The organism is Rhodospirillales bacterium, from assembly GCA_016699855.1.
Taxonomy (GTDB): domain Bacteria; phylum Pseudomonadota; class Alphaproteobacteria; order Reyranellales; family Reyranellaceae.
Genome location: CP064988.1, coordinates 792,757 through 816,672, shown reverse-complemented (window position 1 = coordinate 816,672; position 23,916 = coordinate 792,757). Strand labels below are relative to the sequence as shown.

The following is a 23,916-nucleotide window of genomic DNA, read 5'->3' as shown; positions in this document are numbered from 1 at the left end:
TCCACGGCATGATGACGCGGGCCACCGCGACTTGGCAACGTCGCGGATGGGCCGACCGACGCCACAGGGTTCATCGTCTCCACCGCGGCGGGAGTCCGCTTGGAAAGCCGCTCGGGTGGCGCGATGCACCAGCGAAGGAGCTTGGCCACGACGGCGTCTTGGCCCCGGGCCGCGCCCCTCAGTTCTCCCCACCGCCGCGATATTCGCGCTCCCCCCGCGGGGAAGACCGTGCTAATCACGCTCACGCCCCTCGCGGCCACCGCCGGGAGGGGCGTTTTCTGTGCGCGCGGCGCCGTGGCGGCCGCGCGCGCGGAACGAATGGACGGAGTGACGAAATGGCCAACGTGGCGGTCGTCGGCGCCCAGTGGGGCGACGAGGGCAAAGGCAAGATCGTGGACTGGCTGTCGGAGCGCGCCGAGGTGGTGGTGCGCTTCCAGGGCGGCCACAACGCCGGCCATACCCTCGTCATCGGCAACCAGACCTACAAGCTGGCGCTGCTGCCCTCGGGCGTCGTGCGGCCGGGCAAGCTGTCGGTGATCGGCAACGGCGTCGTCGTCGATCCGTGGCACTTCCTCGAGGAGGTCGCCAAGGTGAGCGGGCAGGGCGTGGCCGTGACCCCGGCGACTCTGAAGATCGCCAACCACGCCGTGCTGATCCTGCCGCTGCACCGCGACCTCGACGGCTGGCGCGAGGACGTGCCGGGCACGATCAAGATCGGCACCACGCGGCGCGGCATCGGACCGGCCTACGAGGACAAGGTCGGCCGCCGCGCGATCCGCGTCGGCGACCTCGGCGAGCCCGACATCCTCGAGCGCAAGGTGCACACGCTGCTGGCGCACCACAACGCGCTGCGCGCCGGGCTCGGCAAGCCGCTGGTCGACGGCGCCGCGCTGCTGGCCGAGCTGCTCGCTCTGGCGCCGCGGATCCTGCCCTACGCCGAGGACGTGTGGGAGCGGCTCGACGCGCTGCGCGGCGCCGGGAAGCGCATCCTGTTCGAGGGCGCGCAGGCGACGATGCTCGACGTCGACCACGGCACCTATCCGTTCGTCACCTCGTCGAACACGGTCGCGGCCCAGGCGATGATCGGCAGCGGCATGGGGAACGGCAGCGTCGGCTACGTGCTGGGCATCGCCAAGGCCTACACCACGCGCGTCGGCGAGGGCCCGTTCCCGACCGAGCTGTTCGACGCCATCGGCGACGGACTGCAGGCGCGCGGCATGGAGGTCGGCGTCAACACCGGACGCAAGCGGCGCTGCGGCTGGTTCGACGCCGTCATGGTGCGCCAGGCGGTGAAGCTCAACGGCATCGACGGCATCGCGCTGACCAAGCTCGACGTGCTCGACGGCATGGACGAGCTGAAGGTGTGCGTCGGCTACGAGCTCGACGGAAAGCGCATCGAGCGCTTCCCGTTCACCATGGGCGCGCAGTCGCGCATCAAGCCGGTGTACGAGATATTCGAGGGCTGGAACGAGAGCACCAGGGGCGCGCGCTCCTGGGTGCAGCTGCCGGCCAACGCGGTGAAGTACGTGCGGCGCGTCGAGGAGCTGATCGGCTGCCCTGTCGCGCTGCTGTCGACGTCGCCGGAGCGCGAGGACACGATCCTGATGCGGGATCCGTTCAAGGACTGAGCGGCTGAAGTTGGAACGAGGGAAAGGAAACGCGAGATGGCGAACATGCTCAAGAAGCGGCTGGCGGCGGGCAAGGCCTGCGTCAACGGCTGGCTGGCGATCCCCGACGGGTTCGCGGCCGAGACGATGGCGCAGTGCGGCTGGGACAGCGTCACGGTCGACATGCAGCACGGCGTGCAGGACTACATGTCGATGGTCCGCTGCTTCCAGGCGATGGACCGCCATCCCGTCACGCCGCTGGTGCGCGTGCCGTGGAACGAGCCGGGAATCGTCGGCAAGGTGCTCGACGGCGGCGCCTGGGGCGTGATCTGCCCGATGGTCAACACCGCCGCCGAGGCCAAGGCGCTGGTCTCGTACAGCCTCTATCCGCCGAAGGGCAAGCGCAGCAACGGTCCGATCCGCGCCGGCGCCTACGGCGAGGCGACGCCCTACCAGGCGACCGCCAACGACGAGGTGCTCGTCATCCCGATGATCGAGACGCAGGAGGCGATCGACAACATCGACGCCATCCTCGACGTGCCGGGCATCAGCGGCATCTACGTCGGTCCCAGCGACCTCGGCCTGTCGCTCGGGCTGAAGCCGATGCTCGACCGCGAGGAGCCGCAGATCCTCGGCATCTACGAGAAGCTGCTGGCGGCGACCAAGAAGCGCGGCCAGTTCGCCGGCCTGCACAACGGCAGCCCGGCCTATGCCGCGCGCATGATCGGCATGGGCTTCCAGCTGGTCACCATCGCCAACGACAGCGCGCTGCTGGCCAAGGCCGCCAAGGAGGCCGTCACGGCCACCCGCAAGGCCGCAGGCGCCGCCGCCAACTGAGCCCTCCGCCGTACGCGCGCGACCGGCGCGCGTACGGACGGGGATGTCCTCGGCCGGCGTCGAATCGGTTCGCCGCGGGCGCTTTTCGACGGCACGGTTTCGCGCCGTAAAAAAATCGCGTCCGGCGCGGAAATCGCCGTCACCACTGCATCGGATCGCCGTCGGCGCCGCCGCCGCGCGGACGCCGTGGCGGGCCGATTCCGGGTTTGTATATTGTATTTTGCATACAATATACAAAATCGGTGCCGGCACACCACCGGTCGCGGGGACAGCCCCGCTGCGCCACCAGATGCGGCCTATCGACCGCCCACGACCTTGTCCGCCAGCAGCGCCAAAGCGACGTCGAACGGCGGCACACGCCCGTCGGCCGGCTTGATGCCGGCGTCGACCGTGCGGCGGTGGCTGGCGACGATGGCGCGGGTCATCAGCGGGTCGACGTCGATCTCCGCCAGCGTGCGCTCGACCAGCTCCATCTCCTCCATGCGCCGGCCGGCGTGCACGATGTGGGTCTCCAGCAGCGTGGTGAGGAACTGGCGGAACGGCACCTTGTCGACGTCGCCGAGGCAGGCCAGCACCTCCTCGAGGATGCCTTGGCGCCCGGCCGCGACGAGCGACTCGACGGCCAGCGCCTCCAGCCCCTTGATCAGCACGCTGCGCATCAGCTTGACCGACGAGGCGCTGCCCGGCTTGGGGCCGAGCACGCTGACGGCGAAGCCGTTGCCGTTCATCCATGCCGCGGCGGCCGCGGCGTCGGCGCCGGCCAGGATCATCGGCGTGCGGATGCCGTGGCCGAAGAACGTGCCCATCACCGCGACGTCGACGTAGCGGGCGCTTCCGGCCTCGACCGCGGCGCGGTCGTCCGCGGCCATGGCGCCGCTGATGGTGCAGAGGTCGAGATACAGCGCGCCCGGCTTCAGGAACGGCGCCGCCGCCGTCGCGGCGTCCAGCGCGCTCTCGCCCGGCACGGCGCACAGTACGAGATCGGCCTCGGCCAGCGCCGCCGTGTAGCCGCCCGCGATCGGCACGCCGAGCCGGCGCGCGTGGGCGCCCAGCGCGCGGCCGCGGTCGTCGGCGTCGAGCGCGGTGTCGATGGCGATCACGCGCCTCGGCCGGTTGTCGCCGGGCCGCGCCGCGCCGCGCCAGCCGCCGTCGCCCGCCAGCCCGCGCGCGATCGCCGACCCGGCCTCGCCGAAGCCGATCAACGCGATGGTGAGGGGATCGAATTCGCCGTCCATGCCGTGTCCTCCGTGGAGCGGCGAGGTAGGCCGGCGGCGGGGGTGAATGCAAGCGTTACGGGGATGCTCGCTCCATGCCGAGGGCGTAGCGGAGAGACGGTGCTTCATATTTTCCCTTCTCCCCCGTCATCGGGGGAGAAGGTGGCGCGAAGCGCCGGATGAGGGGCGCGGTGCCGCGCACGAGCGTGATCACCGTCCTGGCGCACCCAGTTACGGGCATGGGCGAAGGCGAAAGCCCCTCATCCCCGCCGCGGCTGCCGCGGCGTACCTTCGGGCACCTTCTCCGCCGATGACGGGGGAGAAGGGGAAGGAGGTCCGCCATCGCTCGCTTGACATTAGTGAGGAATTGCTCAATTATCTGACATGTTCCAGAATCGTTATCTCGCGCGCTGGCAGGCCGCCGGTCTGCTCGACGCCGACACCGTCGCGCGCATCCAGGCGCACGAGGCGTCGACGGCGCGGCCGGTGTGGCTGTGGGCGCTGTCCGGCCTCGGCGCGTTCGCCATCGCCATGGGCGTGATGGCGCTGGTCGCGGCCAACTGGGAGGAGCTCCCGGGGTGGCTCAAGATCGGCGTCGATCTGGCGGTCAACGGCGCCGTCGCCGCCGGCCTGTACTTCGTCTGGCGGCGGGGATGGGAGAAGACGCGCGAATTGCTGGCGATCCTGCTGTTCGGCCTCGTCATCAGCGGCATCGCGCTGATCAGCCAAGTCTACCAGCTCACCGGCGAGGTCTGGCAGGCGCTGCTGGTCTGGATGCTGGTCTGCACGCCGTTCCTCGCGCTGGTGACGCGCTCGCGGCTGCTGGGCGTCGTCTGGGCGCTGGCGTTGACGACGACGTGGTTCTCGGCCTGGGAGGTCATCGAGCGCGCTCTCAGGGTCATGATGGTGAAGACCGAGCCGGTCATGGTGATGGGCTGGATTCCCGCCGTCGCGTTGCTGGCGATCGGGCTGGTCCGCGCGATTCCGGCGTCGACCCGGGCGCAGGGCGGGACGTTGGCGATGTGCGGCGCGCTCGGCATGATGGCGCTGACCGTGGCGCCGCAGTTCGATTTCTTCGGCCGCAATCCCTACGCCGGATTGCCGTGGGCGGTCGTCGCGGCGGCCGTGATCCTCGCACCGCTCCTCTGGCTGCGCGCCGCGACCGACCGGGACGACGCGCTGCGGACCGGCGGCATCGCGTTCGCGACCGCGATCACGCTGCTGGCGATGATGGCGATCCACCACGGCTTCTTCGGCGCCGAGGGCGACACGTGGAGCGCGCGGCGCGGCGCGCAGCTGCCGCGGCTGCTGTTCGCGCTCGCGTTCATCGGCTACTGGGCGTTCCTGAGCTGGCTGGCGCTGCACGCCGGCAAGCGCGGCCTTTTCGTCGTCGCCTTCGCGATCATCGCCATCCGCGTCTTCATCTTCTACTGGGAGGCGCTGGGCGGCCTGCTGAACACCGGCCTCGGCCTGATCCTCGGCGGTTTCCTGTGCATGGGGATGGCGGCGCTGGGCTGGTGGATCGCCAAGCGACGCGGCGCTTCGGTGGAGGTCACGCCATGAACCGCGTTCTCGCCATCGTCGTCGCCGCCGCGCTGGCCCTGCCGGTGGCGGCGCTGGCCTGGATGGTGGTCGACGCCGAACGCATGATCTCCGGCATGCCGGTCGTGCGGGTGGCGATCACGGGCTACGACCCGCGCGATCCGCTGCGCGGGCACTACCTGCGCTACCGCTTCGACTGGGGCGTGCCGTCGGGCACCGCCGAGGTCGGGACGGTCGGCGAACTGTGCGTCCGGGAGATGCCGCGCGACGGCGTCGCCGTCGTCGTGCCGGTCCAGCCGCGCAAGCCCGTCGCCAAAGGCGATTGCGTCGTGACCATCAGCGGCCACGGGACGGTGCTGGCGGAGGCCCGCCGCACGACGCCGGACCAGCCGACCTCGGGCGGGCGTCTCGACTTCACGCCCTACGGCGTCGAGGATCTGCGGCTCTACGTGCCGGAGGAGCACGCGCGCGCGCTGGAACGCGCGCTGCTGGACGGCAAGACGAAGATGACCGTCGACCTCGCGGTGCGGCCCGACGGCCGCTCGCGCGTCAAGGCCTGGCACATCGACGGCCGAACCATCGCCGAATGGGCGCGCGAGCGGCGGTAGGGCGGGGCGGTATTCTCCCTCTCCGCCGCGCAGCGGGGGAGAGGGAAGGGGCCCGTCGCGCGCAGCGCGATGGAACGCCGTATCGGCGAAGCCGATACGGCGGGGGTGAGGTGGTCGTTGTGGAGTTGGCGTTGTTTGATATCGGCGCGCGACGTATGCCCGGTCGACATCACGACTGATCCGACGACCACCTCACCCTCCCCATGCTTCGCATGGGTCCCCTCCCTCTCCCCCGCTGCGCGGCGGAGAGGGCATGGGAACGCGGCGCCCGCTATCGCCGCGTCGTCCCGGAGGCCGTCACGTCATCCCGAGCGCAGCGAGGGATCTTGGCGCGGTCGAAAGATCCCTCGCTGCGCTCGGGATGACGGTAGGGACATAGCGATTCGGATTACCGCGCGCTGGTGACGCGAGCGGCCGCGTCGCCACCTGGGCGATCGTCGCCGCCGCCTAGGCGTGGGCGGCCTGGACGACGGCGTTCTTCATCGCCTTCTGGAGCTTCTCGAAGGCGCGCACCTCGATCTGGCGCACGCGCTCGCGGCTGATGTCGAACTCGGTCGACAGATCCTCGAGCGTCTTCGGCTCGTCGATCAGGCGGCGCTGCGTGATGATGTGGCGCTCGCGCTCCGACAGCGTCTTCATCGCGTCGGTCAGCAGCGCGCGGCGCTGCTCGAGCTCCTGCGTCTCCGAGAAGCGGGTCTCCTGGCTGGGCGTGTCGTCGACCAGCCAGTCCTGCCACTCGGCCTCGCCATCGGCCCGCATCGGGGCGTTCAGCGACTGGTCCGGCGCCGTGAGGCGGCGGTTCATCGAGATCACCTCGTCCTCGGGCACGCCGAGACGGGTGGCGATCTTCTTGACCTGCTCCGGCTTGAGGTCGCCTTCCTCGATCGCCTGCATCTGGCCCTTCACCTTGCGCAGGTTGAAGAACAGCTTCTTCTGCGCCGCGGTGGTGCCGATCTTCACCAGCGACCAGCTGTGCAGGATGTATTCCTGGATCGAGGCGCGGATCCACCACATGGCGTAGGTCGCCAGCCGGAAGCCGCGCTCCGGGTCGAACCGCTTGACCGCCTGCATCATGCCGACGTTGCCCTCGGAGATCAGCTCGCCGATCGGCAGACCGTAGCCGCGGTAGCCCATCGCGATCTTGGCGACCAGGCGCAGATGCGAGGTGACCAGCTTGTGCGCGGCCTCGGAGTCCTCATGCTCGCGCCAGCGCTTGGCGAGGATGTACTCCTCCTCCTGCGCCAGCATCGGGAACTTGCGGATTTCCTGCAGGTAGCGCGACAGGTTGCCGTCCGGAGACAGTCCCTGAATGGCGGGTAACGATGCGGTTGCCATGGTCTAGCTCCCCCTCTCAAGGCGGCCCTATCCGGACCACCCCCAGCGCAGAACGCTCCATACACGCTCAACGTTCCAACGCTTGGCACTCTTAAACTCCGAGTGCCAATGTATGCTGCGTCGCACTATGAGGCAAGATTACCCCAGTAAACGTGTCGGAATTGTGATCAGACGAGAGCCCGGAGCGCGCGAATTAATTCACTGATATCATTAGGAAAATTTGAATCGAAGGTGAGACGCTCCCGGGTCCGGGGGTGGTCGAAGGCGAGGCGTCGGGCGTGCAGGGCCTGGCGCGGGAAGGCGCGGGCCACGTCGGGCAGGGCGGTGGTGCGGGCGCCGCGCCCACGGGCGTAGACCGGGTCGCCGACCACGGGATGGCCGAGATGGGCGAGGTGCACGCGGACCTGGTGGGTGCGTCCGGTCAGCAGCTCGCAATGGACCAGACTGGCGATGGCGGTGCCGCGCGGGCCGGCGAAGGACTCCAGCAGCTTGAAGCGCGTCGCGGCGTGGCGGCCGCCGGCCTTGAGCACGGCCATGCGCTGCCGGTCCGTCGGACTGCGGCCGATCTGGGTCTCGATCAGGCCGGCCGGCGGCATGGGCGAGCCGTGCACGAGGGCGCCGTAGGCGCGCTCGATGCTGTGGTCGGCGAACTGGCGGCTGAGCGCGTGGTGGGCGCGGTCGTTCTTGGCGGCGACCATCACGCCCGACGTGTCCTTGTCGAGGCGGTGGACGATGCCCGGCCGGCGGACGCCGCCGATGCCCGACAGCGAGGCGCCGCAATGCGCCAGCAGGGCGTTCACCAGCGTCCCCGAATCGTGGCCGGGGGCGGGGTGCACGACCATGCCGGCGGGCTTGTCGATGACGATGAGATCGTCGTCCTCGTGCAGCACGACCAGCGCGATGGCCTCCGGCAGCGGGATGGCCGGCGCGCTCTCGGGCACGTCGACGTCGTAGGCCTCGCCCGCCTTGACCTTGCGGGAGGCGTCGGCCATCGTCGCGCCCGCGCCGCCGGGGGCGCGCAGCGTCACGCGGTCGTCCTCGATCAAGGTCTTGGCGCGGCTGCGCGACAGGCCGGGCAGCCAGGTGGCGACGGCGCGGTCGAGGCGCTGGCCCGCGACCTCGTCCGACACGATTCCGGTGTGGACGCCGGCCGCCGGTCCGTCGACGGGCTCCGGCGGGGCGGTATCGACGATCAGCTCGTCGTAATCCTCCGCGGCGGAGACGATCGCGGTGGTCGTCATGGGCGTGATGATCGTGGCCGGCCTGGCCGTGATCGCCGTCGAGCTGGTGCGGCGCATGAGCGCCACCGCGCCGGCGGCGGGCGCCGTGGCGACGCCGCCGCGCGAGGCCGTCGCGCTCCGCGGCTTCGGCGCCGTCGACGTGGCGATCCCCGAGGGCGCCCGGGTCGAGAGCGTCGCCGCCGACGGCGGCCGCGTGGTGGCGCATGTGCGCGCGCGCGACGGCGCCTCGATGGCCTACGTGGTCGACGCGGGGACCGGCGCGCTGCTGGGGATCGTGCGGTTCCCGCCCGGCGAGCCGCCGAAGAGGTAGTCCGGCCGATGCTCGACCACGTCTCGATCACGACCACCGACCTCGACCGGGCGCAGGTGTTCTACGACGCCGTGCTCGGCGCGCTGGGCCATCCGCGCGTCAACCGCCGCGAGCGCTCCATCGGCTACGGCGCGCGCGACAGCGGCGCCTGCTACCTCTCCGTCTATCTCAGCGCCAACGTCGTGCCCGACAACCGGCATTGGTGCTTCCGCGCGCCGTCCCGCGCCGCCGTGCGGGCGTTCCACGCCGCCGCGCTGGCGCATGGCGGCGCCGACGACGGCCCGCCGGGCATCCGCGAGATCTACAGCCCGGTCTACTACGGCGCTTTCGTGCGCGATCCCGACGGCAACCGCATCGAGGCCGTGAGCCGCGAACCGGAAGTGTGAGGCCCATGGATTTCCGCAGCGACAACACGGCCGGCGCGCATCCCGCCATCCTCGAGGCCGTCGCGCGCGCCTACCGTTCCGGACCGCTGTCGTCCTACGGCGCCGACGAACTCACCGCGCGGGTCACGTCGCGGCTGCGCGAGCTGTTCGAGCACGACACGCTGGTGGCCTATCCCATCGCCACCGGCACCGCCGCCAACGCGCTGGCGCTGGCCTGCGTGACGCCGGCCTGGGGCGTGGTCTACTGCCATCCCGAGGCGCATGTGAACGTCGACGAGGCCTGCGCGCCGGAATTCTTCGCCGGCGGCGCCAAGCTGACGCCGGTCGGCGGCCCGGCCGGCAAGGTCGACCGCGACGCGCTGGCGGCGGCGCTGGCGAACGACACGCGGGGCGTCGTGCACCATCCGCAGCCGGCGGCGCTGTCGATCACCCAGGCGACGGAATGCGGCGCCAGCTACACGCCGGACGAGGTCCGCGCCCTGAGCGACATCTCGAGGACGCGCGGCCTGAAGCTGCACATGGACGGCGCGCGATTCGGCAACGCGCTGGCGCATGTCGGCTGCGGCGCCGCCGACGTGACGTGGAAGGCAGGCGTCGACGTGCTGAGCTTCGGCGCCACCAAGAACGGCGCGCTGGCGGCCGAGGCGGTGGTGTTCTTCGATCCGAAGGACGCCCGCGAGTTCGAGTTCCGGCGCAAGCGCGGCGGGCACCTGTTCGCGAAGATGCGCCTGCTGTCGGCCCAGCTCGACGCCTATCTCGACGGCGGGCTGTGGCTTGAGAACGCGCGCCACGCCAACGCCATGGCGGCGCGCCTTGCCGCCGGCCTGGCGCGGTCGAACGGCGCGCGCCCGCTCTATCCGCGCGAGGCCAACGAGCTGTTCACGACCCTGCCGGACGCCGCGGTGGCGCGGCTGGAGGCGGCGGGCGCGAAATTCCATCCGTGGCCCGGCGACCGTCCGGGCGAGAAGGCCTACCGGCTGGTGACGTCGTTCGAGACCGATGCCGCCGATGTCGACCGCTTCGTGGCGCTGGCTGTGGGCTGATCCAGCACGGGCGCCGGCGGGAAGCCGGGATAGAGACTGGCGTGGTCGCCGGCGTGGTTCGCCATGCCGGGCTTGGTGAGATAGCCGCGCAGCGGCGGGATCTGGCTGTGGATCGTCCGCCTCGGGCGCTCGTGCCAGCCGATGTTGAACGCGGCGAGGCGCGGATAGAACTCGAGCTCGCTGTAGGGCAGGTGGTCGTGGATCCACCACGCCATGGCGCGCCAGCCGCCGCTGCGGTCGTGGTCGACGAACCACGGCACCACGACGCAGGCCATCGCGCCCATGAAACCGTCGGCGTCGCGGCGGTCCCAGATGTGGCGCGCGAAATTGTGTTCGTTGCGCGCGCAGCCGAGCTTCAGGCGGTTGCACAGCGCGTTCATCTCGACCGAGCGGTAGGCCGAGCGGATCGCGATGCGGCCGAACGCCGCCTGCAACGGCTCCAGCAGCTCCTGGCACAGACGGCCGCCGGCCTCGATCGCCAGATCGGGATCGTCCGGCACGTTGCGCAGGCCGTGCACCGCGGCGACCTCGCTGTAGAGGAAGTCGCGCAGGAAGAAGTGGCGCGACAGCCGCGCGCGCGACAGCGCCTCCAGTCCCTTCACCGACGACGGCTTGCGCATGGCTGCCCCCTTCCCGCGCCGCGGCGCTTCCGCGCGGCGCCGGCCGGCGGCTAGGATCGGCGCGACGATATCGAAGAAACCGGGAGGAGACGACATGGCCCAGACGCCGGAACCACGGCTGGACACCACGCGGCTGCAGGCGCTGGCGCTGGCCTACCAGCAGAGCGCCGCGATCATGGCCGCGGTCGAGCTCGACGTCTTCACCGCGATCTCGAAGGGCGCGGACACGATCCCCAAACTGGCCGCCGCGCTCGACATCACCGCGCGCAACGCCGAGCGGCTGCTGACGGCGCTGACGGCGATGACGCTGCTGAGAAAGACCGGTGCCACCTACGCCAACGCGGCGGACGTGGAGCGTTTTCTCGTCAAGGGCTCGCCGCGCTACGCCGGGCCGTGGATCACCTTCACCAAGCCGCGCTGGGACCGCTGGGGCAAATTGTCGGAGGCGCTCAAGGTCAAGGTCGAGAAGGTGCTGGGCGACTACGAGAACTTCACGGTCGAGGACGCGCGCCGCTACCACGCCGCCACCAACTCGATCGGCATGGGCGCGGGGCGCCTGTTCTGCAAGCAGGTCGACCTCTCGACGCGGAAGTCGCTGCTCGACCTCGGCGGCGGCTCCGGCGCCTACAGCATCGTGGCGACGCAGACCTGGCCGGGGCTGAAGGCGGTCGTGCTCGACCTGCCGCCGGTCTGCGTGGTGGCCAACGACTACATCGCCCAGCACGGCGTCGCCGACCGCGTCTCGACGCTGCCCGGCGATTTCACGAAGACGCCGTTCCCCGGGGGCGTCGACGCCGTGGTGATGGCCAGCAACCTGCCGCAGTACTCGCCGGAGCTGATCCAGCTGGTGGTCGACAAGGCGTTCGCGGCGCTGGCGCCCGGCGGCGAGATGCACCTCGTCGGCGAGATGCTGAACGACGAGCGCGACGGGCCGCTGAACCCCTCGCTGTGGGGTCTCAACGAGGCGGTGTTCAACAGCACCGGCATGGCGCATTCCGAGGCCGACGTGCGCGGCTATTTCGCGCGCGCGGGCTTCACGGGCGTCACCGTCAACGCCTTCATCCCCGGCATCCTCAGCCGCGTGACGGGTCGCAAGCCGGCCTGATTTGCGCGCCGGGCGGACCGGCCCACGGCGGGGGTTGCCTCGCCGCGCGGCTTGGACTACAAGCCCCCGGTCACGGTCTCGCCCCCTTCGTCTAGAGGCCTAGGACGCGGCCCTCTCACGGCTGAAACAGGGGTTCGAATCCCCTAGGGGGCGCCACCGGGCGAATGCGGCACATGGCCCGCGCCCGCACCGTCGTCGACGACAATCAGCGGCGAACCACCGCGCCCCCCGCTCAGGTGAAAAGATTGACCATCGGCGGATGGGCCGGCGGCATCTGCGTCCAGTCGGACACCGTCTCGATGTCGAAGAGATTGATCCCCATGCGGCCGGCCATGGACGCGGCGGCGTCGTGCAGCGACACCGTGCCGCTCGACCGGTGGCCGACCGTCCGCGCCGCGACCGCCGCCGGCGTGGCCTCGATCACGTGCCATCCGGCCTGGGGCGCGCGGGAATAGTGCGCCGCGCCGGGGAGGTGGCCGGGGATGCCGGCGACGCCGGGATTGGCGCGCAGGTGGTCGATGATGTCGAGGCACTCGTCCTCGTCGTAGTTGTCCGGGCCGTCCACGAACAACCGGAACCCCTGGCCTTGGTACGTGATGAGCGTCCCTTGGGGATGCTCCCGCCGCCACCGGCCCTGGTTGCCGAGCGCGTCCTGGTAGTAGAAGGAGCTCAGGCGCGCGCCGCCGGCCTCGATGGTCGAGAACCGGTAGTTCTGAGGCTGGTAGAGCTGCGCGAATTTGCCGTGCAACCGCTGGATGAATGGCATCTGCGCCCCTGGGCGGATGGTCGAGGATGCCGGCAGGGTAACCCGGCCCGGACAAGCCACGCCATCCGATTCGACGAGATCCGGCCCGCCGCGCCGGAGGCGCCGGATACGGCACGACGCGCATCGGTGGGATTCCGGCTCCGAATAGCGGCTCGATCCAGCCGGCCGCGCGCCGATCGGCGTGATGGATCGCGACGGCGCCGGATGCGCTATGGTGCGCCCATCGCCGGGGCGGGGGAGGCCACCATGGACATCGTGTTCACCGTGAACAGCGCGGCGCGGCGCGTCCAGGCGCCGGAGACCACGACGCTCCTCGAGGTCCTGCGCAACCATCTCGGATTGACCGGCACGCGGTACGGCTGCGGCCTCGAGCAGTGCGGCTGCTGCATGGTGCTGGTCGACGGCAAGCCGGCGCACGCCTGCACCCGGGAGGTGGGAACCGTCGCCGGCCGGGAGGTCACCACAATCGAAGGTCTCGGCACTTCTTCCGAGCCGCATCCGTTGCAGCGCGCGTTCCTCGACGAGCAGGCCGGCCAGTGCGGCTACTGCCTGTCCGGGATCATCATGTCGGCCAAGGCGCTGCTTGACCGCGATCCGAACCCGAGCCGCGCCGCCATCGTCGCCGCGCTCGACGGGCATCTTTGCCGGTGCGGCGCGCACCAGCGGATCCTGCGCGCCGTGGAGCGCGCCGCCGCCGCGCTGCGCGACGGGAGGCCGGCGTGACGTCGCCGGCCTTGCCGCCGAGCCTCGTCGAGAATCCGCGCCTCGACCGCTGGATCCGCTTCCAGCCCGACCGCACGGTGCGGATCGCCACGGGCAAGGTGGAGATCGGACAGGGCGTCGTCACCGCCATCGGCCAGATCGCGGCCGACGAGCTGGACGTGCCGCTCGACCGCGTCGCCGTGCTGTCCGGCGACACCGTCGACGGGCCCGACGAGCTCTACACCTCGTCCTCGTTGTCGATCGAGGTGTCCGGAGCGTCGGTGCGGCTCGTCTGCGCCGAGGTGCGCTCCAAGGCGCTCGAGCGGGCCGCGCTGCGGCTGAATTGCGCCCGCGACGACCTGTCCGTGATCGAGGGCCGGTTCCTATTGGATGGCGCGGCGACCGGCCAGGACTATTGGACGGTGGCGGCCGAGATCGATCTGAGCCAACCCGTCACCGGGGCGACGCCGGTGAAGGCCGCAGGCGACTACCGCGTGGTCGGCACGAGCGTGCCGCGACTCGACCTGCCGGCGAAGGTCAGCGGCGCCGCCTTCGTGCACGACCACATGCCGCCGGACCTCCTGCACGCCCGCACGCTGCGCCAGCCCTGCCGCGGCGCCAGGCTGACGGCGCTCGACGAGGCGGCGATCCACCGCGCGGCGAAGGGCGAGCTGCGGATCGTCCGCGAGGCGAATTTCGTGGCCTTCGTCAGCCCGGTCGAGGGCGTCGCCGAGGCCGCCGCCGCGCCGCGGCACGCGACCTGGGAGAACGTCCGGCGCATCGACGCCGCGCAGGAGGAGGCCGCTTGGCTCGAGGGCCAGCCCAGCGACGACCGGCGCCATGGCGCGCCGCCGCCAGCGGCCGCGCCGGAACGGCTCGTGCGGGCGACTTTTTCGCGGCCGTACGTGGCGCACGCCTCGCTGGCGCCGTCATGCGCGCTCGCCGAGTTCGTGGACGGCCACCTGACGATCCACTCCCATGGCCAGGGGATGCATCCGCTGCGCCGGAACGTGGCGGCGGTGCTCGGCCTGCCGCCCGACGCCATCACCGCGCGGCATCTGCACGGAGCGGGCTGCTACGGCCACAACGGCGCGGACGACGCCGCGCTCGACGCGGCGCTGATCGCCGTGCGCCTGCCCGGCCGCAAGATCCGACTGCAATGGCGCCGCGAGGAGGAGTTCGGCTTCGAGCCGGTCGGCCCCGCGATGCTGGTGCGGCTGCACGTCGACCTCGACAAGCGGGGCCGTCCGGCCGACTGGACGACGGAAATCTGGAGCGCGACGCACGTCCAGCGGCCGGGCACCGGCAGCGGGTTTCTTCTCGCCGCCGAGGCGCTGGCGGAACCGCCGCCCGAGATCTCGCCGACCGATCCGCCGGAGGCGCGGGGCGGAGGCGGCACGCGTAACGCCGTGCCGTTGTACGATGTCGGCGCGCACCGCATCCTGCATCACCTCGTGCTGCGTCCGCCCGTCCGCACGTCGGCGCTGCGCGGCCTAGGCGCGCTGCCGAACGTCTACGCCATCGAATCGCTGCTCGACGACCTCGCGGCGCGCGCGGGCGAGGACCCGGTCGCCTACCGCCTGTCGATCCTCTCCGATCCGCGCGCCCGGCGTCTGCCGGAAACCGTCGCGGCGCGCGCCGGCTGGGCGTCGCGCGGCCCGGCCGGCACCGGCCGCGGCGTCGGCCTCGGACTCGCGCGCTACAAGAACCGCGCCGCCTACGCCGCCGTGGTCGCCGCCGTCACCGTGGCCGAGACCGTGCGGGTCGACCGCGTGTGGTGCGCCGCCGACGCCGGCTTGGTGGTCAACCCCGACGGGGCGCGCAACCAGCTCGAGGGCGGCATCGTCCAGGCGGTGAGCTGGACGCTGAAGGAGCGGGTCCGCTTCGACGAGCGCGGCATCTCCTCCCTCGACTGGGACGGCTACCCGATCCTGCGGTTCAGCGAGGTGCCGGAGATGTCCGTGGAACTGGTCGACGATGGCGGAAACCCGTCGCTCGGCGTCGGCGAATGCACCGTCGGGCCGACCGCCGCGGCGATCGGCAACGCGGTCAACCATGCGCTCGGAACGCGGATCCACGACATGCCGCTGACACGGGAACGCATCATGGCGGTGATGCTCAAGACTTAGCGGCGCGTCGATCCGGCGCTTCCTTTCCGGATCATCGGATCGGCGGGGTTGTCGAGCCGGCGCCCTCTGAACGTCGTGAAGGAGAGACCCGGGATGCGCGAGCTGGTCACGCACGAGACCTTCGTCGCTTCGACCATGCCGGGGGTGTCGCTCTACGTCCGCGAGAAGCATCCCGTCGGAATGACCGACTTCACGCCGGAGCGCACCGTCCTGTTCGTGCATGGCGCGACCTATCCGGCCGAGACGGCGTTCGACCTGCCGCTCGATGGCCTCAGCTGGATGGACTACATCGCGCGCCGGGGGTTCGACGTCTTTCTGCTGGATGTCCGCGGCTACGGCCGCTCCACCCGTCCGCCGGAAATGGACGCGCCGCCCGAGGCCAACCCTCCCTTCGCCAGCACCGCCGACGCGCGCGCCGATGTCGGGGCGGTCGTGGCCTATATCAAACGTCGTCGCGGTATCGATCGGCTGTGCCTGATCGGCTGGTCCTGGGGCTGCGCGACCATGGGCAGCTTCGCCGCCGAAAACCCCGCCGCGGTCGAGCGGCTTGTCCTGTTCGCGCCGGGCTGGGTCCGCGACGGCGCCTCGGCGGCCGATCCGGGCGGCGCGCTCGGCGCGTGGCGCGGGGTGACGCGGGAGGCCGCGCTCGCCCGGTGGCTGAATGGCGTTCCGGACGACAAGCGCGCGGCGTTGATTCCTCCGGGCTGGTTCGACGCCTGGGCGGACGCGACCTTCGCGACCGACCCCGCCGGCGCGGCGATGCGTCCGCCCGTGCTGCGCGCGCCGAACGGGGTGGTGCGCGACAGCCGCGAGTACTGGTCCGCCGGACGGGCCCTCTACGATCCCGCCGGAATCACGGCGCCGACCTTGATCGCGGTCGGCGAGTGGGACCGCGACACGCCGCCGGCGCTGGGTCTCAGGCTGTTCTCGCTCTTGACCAACGCGCGGGAGAAGCGGTTCGCGCTGCTTGGAGAGGCCACGCACACCGCGTTGATGGAGCGGGGCCGGCTGGCACTGTTCGAGCAGGTGCAGCTTTTCCTGGAGGGCGGGCTCGCCGCCTGACGGCGGCCGCGCCGCGGCGCGCCGCCGTGTTCGGCGAGGCGAGGCGCGTGATCGAGGAGACGGTCGACCGCATGAAGACGGAGGCTGGCGACGTTCCGCTGATCGCGGTTGGAGGCGGCGCGTTCCACGTACCCGACGCGCTGGAAAGGGTGCCCCGGGTCGTTCGTGTCGAACACGGCGACTGCGCCAACGCCGCCGCTATCGCCCAGGTGTCCGGCGGGTGCGACCAGATTTTCCGCGATATGACCCCGGGGGGATGCGATCGCGCGGGCCGGCGAGTTCGCCGCCGACCACGCGGTGTCGGCGGGCGCCGCCCGCCGTGCATTGGCGACGATCGAGACCGAGGACTTGCCGCCGGCGTATCTGCCGGGGAACTCGCTGCGGGTGCGGGTCGTCGGCGACGTGGCGGCAGCCTGACGGGGCGGGCTCCACGCTCGTTCGCCTACGCCCGGGGAAGCCGCATCTTCGTCGGTTCCACGTCGACGGCCCGGCCATCGGCGGGGGATTTCGGTGCCAGCGTTCAAAGGGGCCATGCCTCCCTCCCGAGTCGGCATCGGATCGAGTGCGAAGATCCTTCAACCGAGGCTGAGGTGGTTCATCGTCCATGCGAGAGTGGAAGCCAAGGCGGTCGGTGGATGGGCGCATGAGAGGGTTTGAGCCGGGACGCCGAATCTGCGCCACCGTCGAACGCGGTCGACGTGGCCGTCGAACCGTCGCGCGCTGGAGCCGGCGTCGCCGCCCCGCACCCCCTTCCGCGTCGAGTTCTCCGCCGACACTTGTCGCCCGCACCCCATAACGCCGTGGAATGATGTCGCCGGCGGAAAGAATTTCGCCAGTGACGCCGGGCCGCGCGATAGTCGAGGCGTGGCGCGGAAACCGGAAGCGGGGGATGCGATGGCGGCGGGCAGACCGGACCTGAATTCGGCGACGGGCATCGTCCGGGCGTTCACCGCCGGCGCGGTGTCGGCGCGCGACATCGTGGAGCGCACACTCGACCGATGCGCCGCCGCGGCGCCGTTCAATCCGATCGCCACCCTGGACGCCGACGGCGCGCGCGCGGCGGCCGACGCGCTGGACAAGCGGCGCGCGTCCGGCGGCGGCGCCTTCGGGCCGTTGGCGGCGGTGCCGTTCTCGGCCAAGGATCTGATCCTTACCAAGGGGCTGCGCACCGCGCTCGGATCGCTGACGCAGGCCGACAACGTGCCGGCGGTCGACGCCGACGCCATCGCCCAGCTGCGCGCCGCCGACGGCGTGCTGTTCGCCAAGACCACGACGCCGGAGTTCGGCCACAAGGTGCTGACCGACAGCCGCCTGCACGGCGTGACGCGCAACCCGTGGAACCGCGAGCACACGTCGGGCGGATCGAGCGGCGGCGCCGCCGTCTCGATCGCGCTGGGCCTCGGTCCGATCGCGGTGTCGACCGACGGCGCCGGCTCGGGACGCATCCCGGCCTCGTGCTGCGGCGTCTACGGCCTGAAGGCGACGCTCGGCCGCGTGCCGCACGAGCAGGCGACGGACCAGTTCGGCCAGCTCACCTATCTCGGCATCATGGCGCGCCATCCCGGCGATCTCGGCGCCGGATTGTCGGCGATGTCCAAGCCGCATCCCGCCGATCCGTGGAGTGTCGCCGCCGGCGCGCGGCCGTTCGCGTGGCCGCCGGCGCGCGCGGCGGCGCCGATCGCGGGCAGGCGCGTGACCGTCATCCGCCGCATGACCGGCGGCTACCTGCATCCCGACGTCGAGGCGCGGCTCGACGCGGCGATCGCGTTCCTCGACCGCGGCGGCGCCGTCATCCGCGAGATCGACGGGCGCGAGATCGACTGGAAGCTCGACGTCGCCCGCATCATCCTGCGCGCCAACCAGATCGGCCGCTTCGCCGAGTTGTTGCGGACGCGGCGGGGCGATCTCGACAAGTCATTCGTCCAGACGCTGGAGGAGGCGGCCGCCATCGACCTGCCGGCGCTGCGCCAGGCGCTGATCGACCGCACCGTCGCCTACCGCGCCGTGCAGCGCTTGTTCGAGGGCGCCGACCTACTGCTGACGCCGACCGTGGCGACGCCGGCGCCGCTGGCGGCGCAGGACCAGTTCGCGCCGCTGGTGGTCGACGGCGTGGCGCGCGGCGACCTGCGCTCGGCCTGGTACAGCTACGCCATCCCCTTCAACATGACCGGCCACCCCGCGATCAACATCCCGTTCGGCCACGCCGCGAGCGGCCTGCCGATCGGCGTGCACTTCGTGGCGCCGTGGTTCGCCGAGGGCGAGCTGATCGCGCTGGCCGAGGCGTTCGACGCCGAGACCGGCGCGTCGGGCATCTATCCGCCGGGCTTCGGCCCGGAGGCGTGAGCGGGCGCCGCCTTCCCTCTCCGCCGCTAAGCGGCGGAGAGGGTGAACCGCCTCGCCGGCCGAAACGTCAGCTCACGACCAGCCCTTCTCCTTGAGGTGCGCCTTGACGGCGTCGAGGAAGGCGTCGGCCAGCCGCGACGGTCGGCGGAAGCGCGGCCGCATGGCGCGGAAGGTGTATCGGATCGTCGGCTCGAACGGCACGATGGCGATGCCGTCGCGCAGGTAGTCGCGGGCGGTGAACGGCTCGGCGATCGACACGCCGACGCCGCGCGCCGCCAGCGCGCAGGCCTCGGCCGAGGAGTAGACCTCGAACTGCGTGCGGCGCGCGATGCGCTCCTGCTCGAACACCGCGTCCACGAGATGGCGCATGCGGCCGTCCATCGGGAACGACAGGAAGCGCTCGCCGCGCAGATCGGCCGGCCGCACGACCTTGCGCCGCGCCAGGCGGTGGCCGGGCGGCAGGACGCAGACGGCGGCGGCGCGCGACAGATCCTCGGCGACCATCGCGGGATGCTCGAACGGCATCATCGAGAATCCGAGATCGAGCTGCTGGTCGACCATCCGCTGGTTGACCACGGTCGAGCTGCGCACCGAGAAGACCACGTTCGCCTTGGTGTGCCGCTCCATGAAGCGCGCGAGCACGTCCGGCAGCACGGTGCGGCCCAGCGCCGGCGTCGAGTAGACGCTGAGCTCGCCGACCTGGCGGTCGCGGATCTCGCGCGCCACCGAGGTGATCTGCTCGAGGCTGTGGTACAGCCGCGCCACCTCGCCGGCGAGCAGGCGCGCCTCGCCGGTGGGCGCCAGCCGCTGCTTGATGCGGGTGAACAGGGGATAGCCGATCTCGCGCTCGAGCCCGGCGAGGATCTTGCTGACGGCCGGCTGCGAGACGCCGAGGCGCTCGGCCGCCGCCGTCACCGTGCCGCGCTCCATGATCGCGCGGAAGGTCTCGAGCTGGCGGGAGGTGATCATGCGGCGGCCTGGATCATAACTTCGCTGAATTAAGTGGGCGCGAGAATGACTTTGACGATCGGGCCGGTCAATCCGGATCATGCGCCCCGCGCGTTCCGCCCGATTGGACCCCATGCCGCGACCCGCCCGCGACGTACGACACCCGGATTTCAGGGAGGAGCCCTACTGGTGGGAGGCCTTCCGGCCGGCGCGCGTCGAGGCGGCGGCGCCGCCGCGGCGGACCGAGGTCGCGATCGTCGGCGGCGGCTACGCCGGGCTGTCGACGGCGCGCGCGCTGGCCGACCGCGGCGTCGCCAGCGTGGTGTTCGAGGCGGGCGGTTTCGGATCGGGTGCAAGCACGCGCAGCGGCGGCGCGCTCAGCGCCGGACTCAGCGTCGGCAAGAGCTTCACGGGTCGCAGCCTCGACTACGCGCCGGACCTCGTCCGCTCCGTGGTGGGATGGGGCATCGACGCCTACCGTTTCCTGGTCGACCTGGTCGCGGCGGAGGGCATCGACTGCCATTTCGAGCGGCGCGGACGCTTCCTCGGCGCCTGCGCGGCGTCGCACTACGACGGGCTGCGCAAGCGCCACGACAAGCTACGCGCCGGCGGCGCGACGGACTGCCGGCTGATCACGCGCGCGGAGCAGCGCGCCGAGATCGGCAGCGATTTCTACCACGGCGGCATGGTGTTCGAGGACGCGGGCAAGCTGCATCCCGCGCTATTCTACGGCGGGTTGCTGGCGGCGTGCCGGCGGCGTGACGCGATCACCCTGGCCGGCGGCTGCGCCGTGACCGCGTTGGCGCGCGGCGCCGCGGGCTGGCGTCTGACGACGGCGACGGGAGAGGTCGAGGCGCGGCACGTGGTGATCGCGACGAACGGCTACACCGGCGCGCTGACACCGGAACTGCGCCGCCGCGTGGTGCCGGTCGCCAGCCACATCATCGCCACGGAGGAGCTGCCGGACGGTCTCGCGCTGAAGCTCTGTCCACGGGGGCGGACGTTCTCCGAGACGCGCCGCGTGCTGCATTACTACCGCCTGTCGCCCGACGGCAGGCGCGTGATCTTCGGCGGCCGCTCGCGCTTCACGGAGATCTCCGCCGAACTGCGGGCGCGGCTGCTGCACGCCGCGATGGTCGAGCGCTTCCCCGAGCTGGCCGACATCCGCGTGACGCATGCCTGGCAGGGCAACGTGGCCTTCACCTACGACGCGCTGCCGCACGCCGGCGAGCTCGACGGTCTGCACTTCGTGCTGGGCTGCAACGGCAGCGGCGTCTCGATGATGCCGTTTCTCGGTGACGCGTTGGGTCGGCGGCTCGCCGGCGCGCTCGACGGAACGATGCCGTTCGACGTCGCGCCACTGCCGCGGATTCCGCTCTACAACGGCTCGCCGTGGTTCATGCCGGTGGTCGGCGGCGCCTTCCGCCTGCTCGACCATATCGACGAGCGGATCAGATGACGCCGCGGGCAGCCGGCGCCATCGTGACGGGAGCGAATGGATGACGATCGCCGCCGCCTTCTTCTCCGCGACCTACGGACGGGCGCGGACGCGGTTCCTCGAGGCGGCGTGCGCCGGCGGCTACGCCGTCGAGTCGCACGTCAATCCGCGCGGCCCCGGCGCGGAGGGCGAGGAGCTCGCGACCGACACAGCGCTGATCGGCGCGGGCGACGCGCCGGCGCTGCTGATCGTCAGCTCGGGCACGCACGGCGTCGAAGGGTTCGCGGGGTCGGGGTGCCAGCTCGCGCTGCTGGACGACGACCTGCTGCGCCGGCGCGCCTTGGACCGCGGCGTCGCGATCCTGCTGGTGCACGCGGTCAATCCGCACGGCTTCTCGCACCTTCGCCGGACCAACGAGGACAATATCGACATCAACCGGAACTTCCGGGATTTCACGGCGCCGCCGCAGGTCAACGCGGTGTACGAGGCGCTGCATCCGCTGCTGGTGCCGGAGTCGTGGCCGCCGGCGGCCGACGGGGAGGCGCGGCTGGCCGCCGAGATGGCCAGGCTCGGCGACGCGGCGCGCTACGGCGTCTCGGGCGGCCAGGTGTCGCGGCCGCACGGGCTGTTCTACGGCGGGGTCCAGCCGGCGTGGAGCAACGACACGGTGCGCGCGATTCTGCGCCGGCACGGCGCGGGACGCCGGCACATCGCGTGGATCGACGTGCACACCGGCCTCGGGCCCTACGGTCACGGCGAAAAGATCTTCGGTTCCTACGACGAGGCGACGACGCGGCGCGCGCTGACGTGGTGGGGGCGGGACCTGATCCTGAGCTCGGCGCCGGACTCGGTGTCGCCGCGCACGATCGGCCACATCACGCCGACGGCGGCGCAGGAATGCCCGTGGGCGCGGACCACGCTTACGACGCTTGAGTACGGCACGTTTCCGTCGTTGGTGGTGCGCGGCGCGCTGCGCGGCGAGGCGTGGCTGTCCGGACATCCCGACGCCGCGCCGGAGACGGCGGCCGCGGTCCGCCGCGCCGTGCGCGACGCCTTCTACGCGGATTTCGACGACTGGAAGGGGATGGTCCTCGGCCAGTTCCGGGCGCTGGCGATCCAGACGGTCAACGGCCTCGGCGACGCCGTCGCGACGGATTCGTGATCCGCGCCGGCGGATCGATCGGTTCAACGTCGCGCGCGGCGCGGCGATCGGGGAGCGCCAACATGCGGAACCGCCTTCTGTCCATCGCGTCCGGAGTCCTCGTCGCCGCGGCGGCGGCGATGGCGCCCATCGCGGCGCCGGCGCAGTCGACCCTGCGCATCGTCATGCACTCCGACCTCAAGATCCTCGATCCGGTCTGGGCGTCGGCGCAGATCAGCCGGGCGCACGGCTACATGGTCTACGACACGCTCTACGCGCTCGACGCCGACCTCAAGCCCCGGCCGCAGATGGTCGAGACCCACAGCGTCGACGCGGCCGGCACGCTCCACACCTTCACGCTGCGCGCGGGGCTGGCGTGGCACGACGGCGCGCCGGTCACCGCCGAGGACTGCGTCGCCTCGCTGCGGCGCTGGGGCGGCAAGGATTCGATGGGGCAGAAGCTGTTCGCCCAGATCGAGGAGCTGGTGGCGGTCGACGCCCGGACGATCCGCATGAAGCTGCGGCGGCCCTACGGCATGGTGCTGGAGACGCTGGCGAAGCCCGGCGGCACCGTGCCCTTCATGATGCCGAAGCGCGTCGCCGACACGCCGTTCACGCAGCAGATCAAGGATCCGGTCGGCTCCGGCCCGTTCATCTTCAAGGCCGACGAATGGAGGCCGGGCGCGCGCGTGGTCTACGTCCGCAATCCCGCCTACGCGCCGCGCGCGGAGGCGCCGTCGGGGCTCGCCGGCGCCAAGGTCGTGAAACTGGACCGCGTCGAGTGGGTGGCGATCGTCGACCAGCAGACCGCCGTCAACGCGCTGCAGAACGGCGAGGTCGACGTGGTCGAGGCGGTGACGCACGAGCTGCTGCCCCTGCTGGAGAAGGACAAATCCGTCACCGTGCTGCGCGGCGCCCTGCCCGGCCAGTACGCGCTGCGGCCGAACTGGCTCCATCCGCCGTTCGACAACCCCAAGATCCGCGAGGCGCTGGGCTACGCGCTCGACCAGACGCCGTTCCTCGAGGCGGCGGTGGGCGATCCGCGGTACTACCGCGTCTGCAAGACCTACTTCCTCTGCGACACGCCGCTGGCGAGCGACGCGGGGACGGCGGGGCGCCTCTCCGGCGACGCCGCCAAGGCGCGGGAGCTGCTCAAAGAGGCCGGCTACGACGGCAGGCCGATCATTCTGCTGCAGGTCACCGACATCGCGTCGCTGACGAACCTCGCGCCGGTCGCCAAGGCGCAGCTGGAGCGCGCGGGTTTCAAGGTCGAGATGCTGTCGATGGACTGGCAGACGCATCTCGCCCGCGCCCTGCGCCGCGACCCGCCGGACCAGCGGGGATGGAACATCATCCTGTCGAGCTCGGGAGGGCTCGCCGGGGAGATCCAGGCGCGCGCCCTGACCGTCGGCACGCACTTCCCGCTGGGCGAGTGGTACTCGGCCTCGGTCGTCAGCGTCCGCACCACGGGCTGGGTGCGGCCGCCGGCCGCGACGGTGTTCTGGAACGTCGAGAAATCCGGCCGCTGACGCGGCCGCG

21 protein-coding genes and 1 tRNA gene are annotated in these 23,916 nt (G+C 71.5%); 16 read left to right on the top strand and 6 right to left on the bottom strand.

The genetic code is table 11. The features are described 5' to 3' along the window. Positions 1-335 precede the first annotated feature (335 nt). On the top strand, positions 336-1,628 hold the full coding sequence (locus IPK81_03920) for an adenylosuccinate synthase (GenBank protein QQS13405.1): 1,293 nt from the start codon (positions 336-338) through the stop codon (positions 1,626-1,628). 36 nt (positions 1,629-1,664) lie between these two features. After that, complete coding sequence (locus tag IPK81_03915) at positions 1,665-2,444, top strand: 2,4-dihydroxyhept-2-ene-1,7-dioic acid aldolase (protein ID QQS13404.1); 780 nt, start codon at positions 1,665-1,667, stop codon at positions 2,442-2,444. 296 nt (positions 2,445-2,740) lie between these two features. Here IPK81_03915 and IPK81_03910 read toward each other — a convergent pair whose 3' ends face one another. Then, on the bottom strand, positions 2,741-3,679 hold the full coding sequence (locus IPK81_03910; protein ID QQS13403.1) for an NAD(P)-dependent oxidoreductase: 939 nt from the start codon (positions 3,677-3,679) through the stop codon (positions 2,741-2,743). 363 nt (positions 3,680-4,042) lie between these two features. Here IPK81_03910 and IPK81_03905 point away from each other — a divergent pair, with 363 nt between their 5' ends. Then, positions 4,043-5,221 (top strand): DUF2157 domain-containing protein, encoded by a 1,179-nt coding sequence (locus tag IPK81_03905; GenBank protein ID QQS13402.1) that lies wholly within the window; start codon positions 4,043-4,045, stop codon positions 5,219-5,221. Continuing rightward, complete coding sequence (locus IPK81_03900) at positions 5,218-5,808, top strand: GDYXXLXY domain-containing protein (GenBank protein ID QQS13401.1); 591 nt, start codon at positions 5,218-5,220, stop codon at positions 5,806-5,808. The genes IPK81_03905 and IPK81_03900 overlap by 4 nt, the downstream gene beginning before the upstream one ends. A gap of 447 nt (positions 5,809-6,255) precedes the next feature. Here the strand turns inward: IPK81_03900 and rpoH are convergent, their stop codons facing one another. Together rpoH and IPK81_03890 are read right to left on the bottom strand one after the other, a co-directional pair. After that, positions 6,256-7,143, bottom strand: a complete 888-nt coding sequence (rpoH, locus tag IPK81_03895; protein ID QQS13400.1) for an RNA polymerase sigma factor RpoH — start codon at positions 7,141-7,143, stop codon at positions 6,256-6,258. A gap of 167 nt (positions 7,144-7,310) precedes the next feature. Beyond that, positions 7,311-8,384 carry an RluA family pseudouridine synthase gene (locus IPK81_03890; GenBank protein QQS13399.1) on the bottom strand — a complete coding sequence of 358 codons (1,074 nt, stop codon included), beginning with the start codon at positions 8,382-8,384 and terminating at the stop codon, positions 7,311-7,313. Here IPK81_03890 and IPK81_03885 point away from each other — a divergent pair. From IPK81_03885 to IPK81_03875, 3 genes are read left to right on the top strand one after another with little or no spacing between them, the layout of a single operon-like run. Beyond that, positions 8,374-8,694: a hypothetical protein gene (locus IPK81_03885; protein QQS13398.1), complete on the top strand. Its 321-nt coding sequence runs from the start codon at positions 8,374-8,376 to the stop codon at positions 8,692-8,694. The two genes, IPK81_03890 and IPK81_03885, sit on opposite strands and share 11 nt — an antisense overlap. 8 nt (positions 8,695-8,702) lie before the next feature. Then, complete coding sequence (locus tag IPK81_03880; protein ID QQS13397.1) at positions 8,703-9,080, top strand: VOC family protein; 378 nt, start codon at positions 8,703-8,705, stop codon at positions 9,078-9,080. A gap of 5 nt (positions 9,081-9,085) precedes the next feature. Beyond that, entirely contained in the window at positions 9,086-10,123 is a 1,038-nt protein-coding gene (locus tag IPK81_03875; GenBank protein QQS13396.1) for a low specificity L-threonine aldolase, read from the top strand. On the opposite strand, the gene IPK81_03870 is transcribed toward IPK81_03875, so the two are convergent. Further along, entirely contained in the window at positions 10,051-10,743 is a 693-nt protein-coding gene (locus IPK81_03870) for a hypothetical protein (protein QQS13395.1), read from the bottom strand. The two genes, IPK81_03875 and IPK81_03870, sit on opposite strands and share 73 nt — an antisense overlap. Before the next feature lie 94 nt (positions 10,744-10,837). On the opposite strand from IPK81_03870, the gene IPK81_03865 reads away from it, so the two are divergent. Further along, positions 10,838-11,848 (top strand): methyltransferase domain-containing protein, encoded by a 1,011-nt coding sequence (locus tag IPK81_03865; protein QQS13394.1) that lies wholly within the window; start codon positions 10,838-10,840, stop codon positions 11,846-11,848. 80 nt (positions 11,849-11,928) lie between these two features. Further along, positions 11,929-12,004, top strand: a tRNA-Glu gene (locus IPK81_03860). A gap of 76 nt (positions 12,005-12,080) precedes the next feature. Here the strand turns inward: IPK81_03860 and IPK81_03855 are convergent. Further along, positions 12,081-12,614, bottom strand: a complete 534-nt coding sequence (locus IPK81_03855) for a hypothetical protein (GenBank protein ID QQS13393.1) — start codon at positions 12,612-12,614, stop codon at positions 12,081-12,083. Between the two features lie 246 nt (positions 12,615-12,860). Between IPK81_03855 and IPK81_03850 the strand changes: the two genes are divergently transcribed. The 4 genes from IPK81_03850 to IPK81_03835 all read left to right on the top strand — a co-directional run bounded on the left by IPK81_03850 (position 12,861) and on the right by IPK81_03835 (position 18,850). Next, complete coding sequence (locus IPK81_03850; GenBank protein ID QQS13392.1) at positions 12,861-13,337, top strand: (2Fe-2S)-binding protein; 477 nt, start codon at positions 12,861-12,863, stop codon at positions 13,335-13,337. Beyond that, positions 13,334-15,445 (top strand): xanthine dehydrogenase family protein molybdopterin-binding subunit, encoded by a 2,112-nt coding sequence (locus tag IPK81_03845; GenBank protein QQS13391.1) that lies wholly within the window; start codon positions 13,334-13,336, stop codon positions 15,443-15,445. Before IPK81_03850 ends, IPK81_03845 begins: the two co-directional genes overlap by 4 nt. Positions 15,446-15,538: 93 nt before the next feature. Then, positions 15,539-16,507 carry an alpha/beta fold hydrolase gene (locus IPK81_03840; GenBank protein ID QQS13390.1) on the top strand — a complete coding sequence of 323 codons (969 nt, stop codon included), beginning with the start codon at positions 15,539-15,541 and terminating at the stop codon, positions 16,505-16,507. A gap of 894 nt (positions 16,508-17,401) precedes the next feature. Next, positions 17,402-18,850 carry an amidase gene (locus IPK81_03835; GenBank protein ID QQS13389.1) on the top strand — a complete coding sequence of 483 codons (1,449 nt, stop codon included), beginning with the start codon at positions 17,402-17,404 and terminating at the stop codon, positions 18,848-18,850. Between the two features lie 72 nt (positions 18,851-18,922). On the opposite strand, the gene IPK81_03830 is transcribed toward IPK81_03835, so the two are convergent. After that, entirely contained in the window at positions 18,923-19,819 is an 897-nt protein-coding gene (locus tag IPK81_03830) for a LysR family transcriptional regulator (GenBank protein QQS13388.1), read from the bottom strand. A gap of 112 nt (positions 19,820-19,931) precedes the next feature. Between IPK81_03830 and IPK81_03825 the strand changes: the two genes are divergently transcribed. The 3 genes from IPK81_03825 to IPK81_03815 all read left to right on the top strand — a co-directional run bounded on the left by IPK81_03825 (position 19,932) and on the right by IPK81_03815 (position 23,906). After that, positions 19,932-21,257 (top strand): FAD-binding oxidoreductase, encoded by a 1,326-nt coding sequence (locus IPK81_03825; GenBank protein ID QQS13387.1) that lies wholly within the window; start codon positions 19,932-19,934, stop codon positions 21,255-21,257. A gap of 40 nt (positions 21,258-21,297) precedes the next feature. Next, on the top strand, positions 21,298-22,398 hold the full coding sequence (locus IPK81_03820) for a M14 family metallopeptidase (protein ID QQS13386.1): 1,101 nt from the start codon (positions 21,298-21,300) through the stop codon (positions 22,396-22,398). 62 nt (positions 22,399-22,460) lie between these two features. Then, the gene (locus IPK81_03815; protein ID QQS13385.1) at positions 22,461-23,906 is read left to right on the top strand and encodes an ABC transporter substrate-binding protein; all 1,446 of its coding nucleotides are present in this window, start codon (positions 22,461-22,463) and stop codon (positions 23,904-23,906) included. The last annotated feature ends 10 nt before the right edge of the window (positions 23,907-23,916 follow it).

What these genes read in the sequence shown, in the direction of transcription:
- IPK81_03920 (QQS13405.1), top strand. Translation starts at nt 336, where the DNA reads ATGGCCAACGTGGCGGTCGTCGGCGCCCAGTGGGGCGACGAGGGCAAA.
- IPK81_03915 (QQS13404.1), top strand. Translation starts at nt 1,665, where the DNA reads ATGGCGAACATGCTCAAGAAGCGGCTGGCGGCGGGCAAGGCCTGCGTC.
- IPK81_03910 (QQS13403.1), bottom strand. Translation starts at nt 3,679, where the DNA reads ATGGACGGCGAATTCGATCCCCTCACCATCGCGTTGATCGGCTTCGGC.
- IPK81_03905 (QQS13402.1), top strand. Translation starts at nt 4,043, where the DNA reads ATGTTCCAGAATCGTTATCTCGCGCGCTGGCAGGCCGCCGGTCTGCTC.
- IPK81_03900 (QQS13401.1), top strand. Translation starts at nt 5,218, where the DNA reads ATGAACCGCGTTCTCGCCATCGTCGTCGCCGCCGCGCTGGCCCTGCCG.
- rpoH (QQS13400.1), bottom strand. Translation starts at nt 7,143, where the DNA reads ATGGCAACCGCATCGTTACCCGCCATTCAGGGACTGTCTCCGGACGGC.
- IPK81_03890 (QQS13399.1), bottom strand. Translation starts at nt 8,384, where the DNA reads ATGACGACCACCGCGATCGTCTCCGCCGCGGAGGATTACGACGAGCTG.
- IPK81_03880 (QQS13397.1), top strand. Translation starts at nt 8,703, where the DNA reads ATGCTCGACCACGTCTCGATCACGACCACCGACCTCGACCGGGCGCAG.
- IPK81_03875 (QQS13396.1), top strand. Translation starts at nt 9,086, where the DNA reads ATGGATTTCCGCAGCGACAACACGGCCGGCGCGCATCCCGCCATCCTC.
- IPK81_03870 (QQS13395.1), bottom strand. Translation starts at nt 10,743, where the DNA reads ATGCGCAAGCCGTCGTCGGTGAAGGGACTGGAGGCGCTGTCGCGCGCG.
- IPK81_03865 (QQS13394.1), top strand. Translation starts at nt 10,838, where the DNA reads ATGGCCCAGACGCCGGAACCACGGCTGGACACCACGCGGCTGCAGGCG.
- IPK81_03855 (QQS13393.1), bottom strand. Translation starts at nt 12,614, where the DNA reads ATGCCATTCATCCAGCGGTTGCACGGCAAATTCGCGCAGCTCTACCAG.
- IPK81_03850 (QQS13392.1), top strand. Translation starts at nt 12,861, where the DNA reads ATGGACATCGTGTTCACCGTGAACAGCGCGGCGCGGCGCGTCCAGGCG.
- IPK81_03840 (QQS13390.1), top strand. Translation starts at nt 15,539, where the DNA reads ATGCGCGAGCTGGTCACGCACGAGACCTTCGTCGCTTCGACCATGCCG.
- IPK81_03835 (QQS13389.1), top strand. Translation starts at nt 17,402, where the DNA reads ATGGCGGCGGGCAGACCGGACCTGAATTCGGCGACGGGCATCGTCCGG.
- IPK81_03830 (QQS13388.1), bottom strand. Translation starts at nt 19,819, where the DNA reads ATGATCACCTCCCGCCAGCTCGAGACCTTCCGCGCGATCATGGAGCGC.
- IPK81_03825 (QQS13387.1), top strand. Translation starts at nt 19,932, where the DNA reads ATGCCGCGACCCGCCCGCGACGTACGACACCCGGATTTCAGGGAGGAG.
- IPK81_03820 (QQS13386.1), top strand. Translation starts at nt 21,298, where the DNA reads ATGACGATCGCCGCCGCCTTCTTCTCCGCGACCTACGGACGGGCGCGG.
- IPK81_03815 (QQS13385.1), top strand. Translation starts at nt 22,461, where the DNA reads ATGCGGAACCGCCTTCTGTCCATCGCGTCCGGAGTCCTCGTCGCCGCG.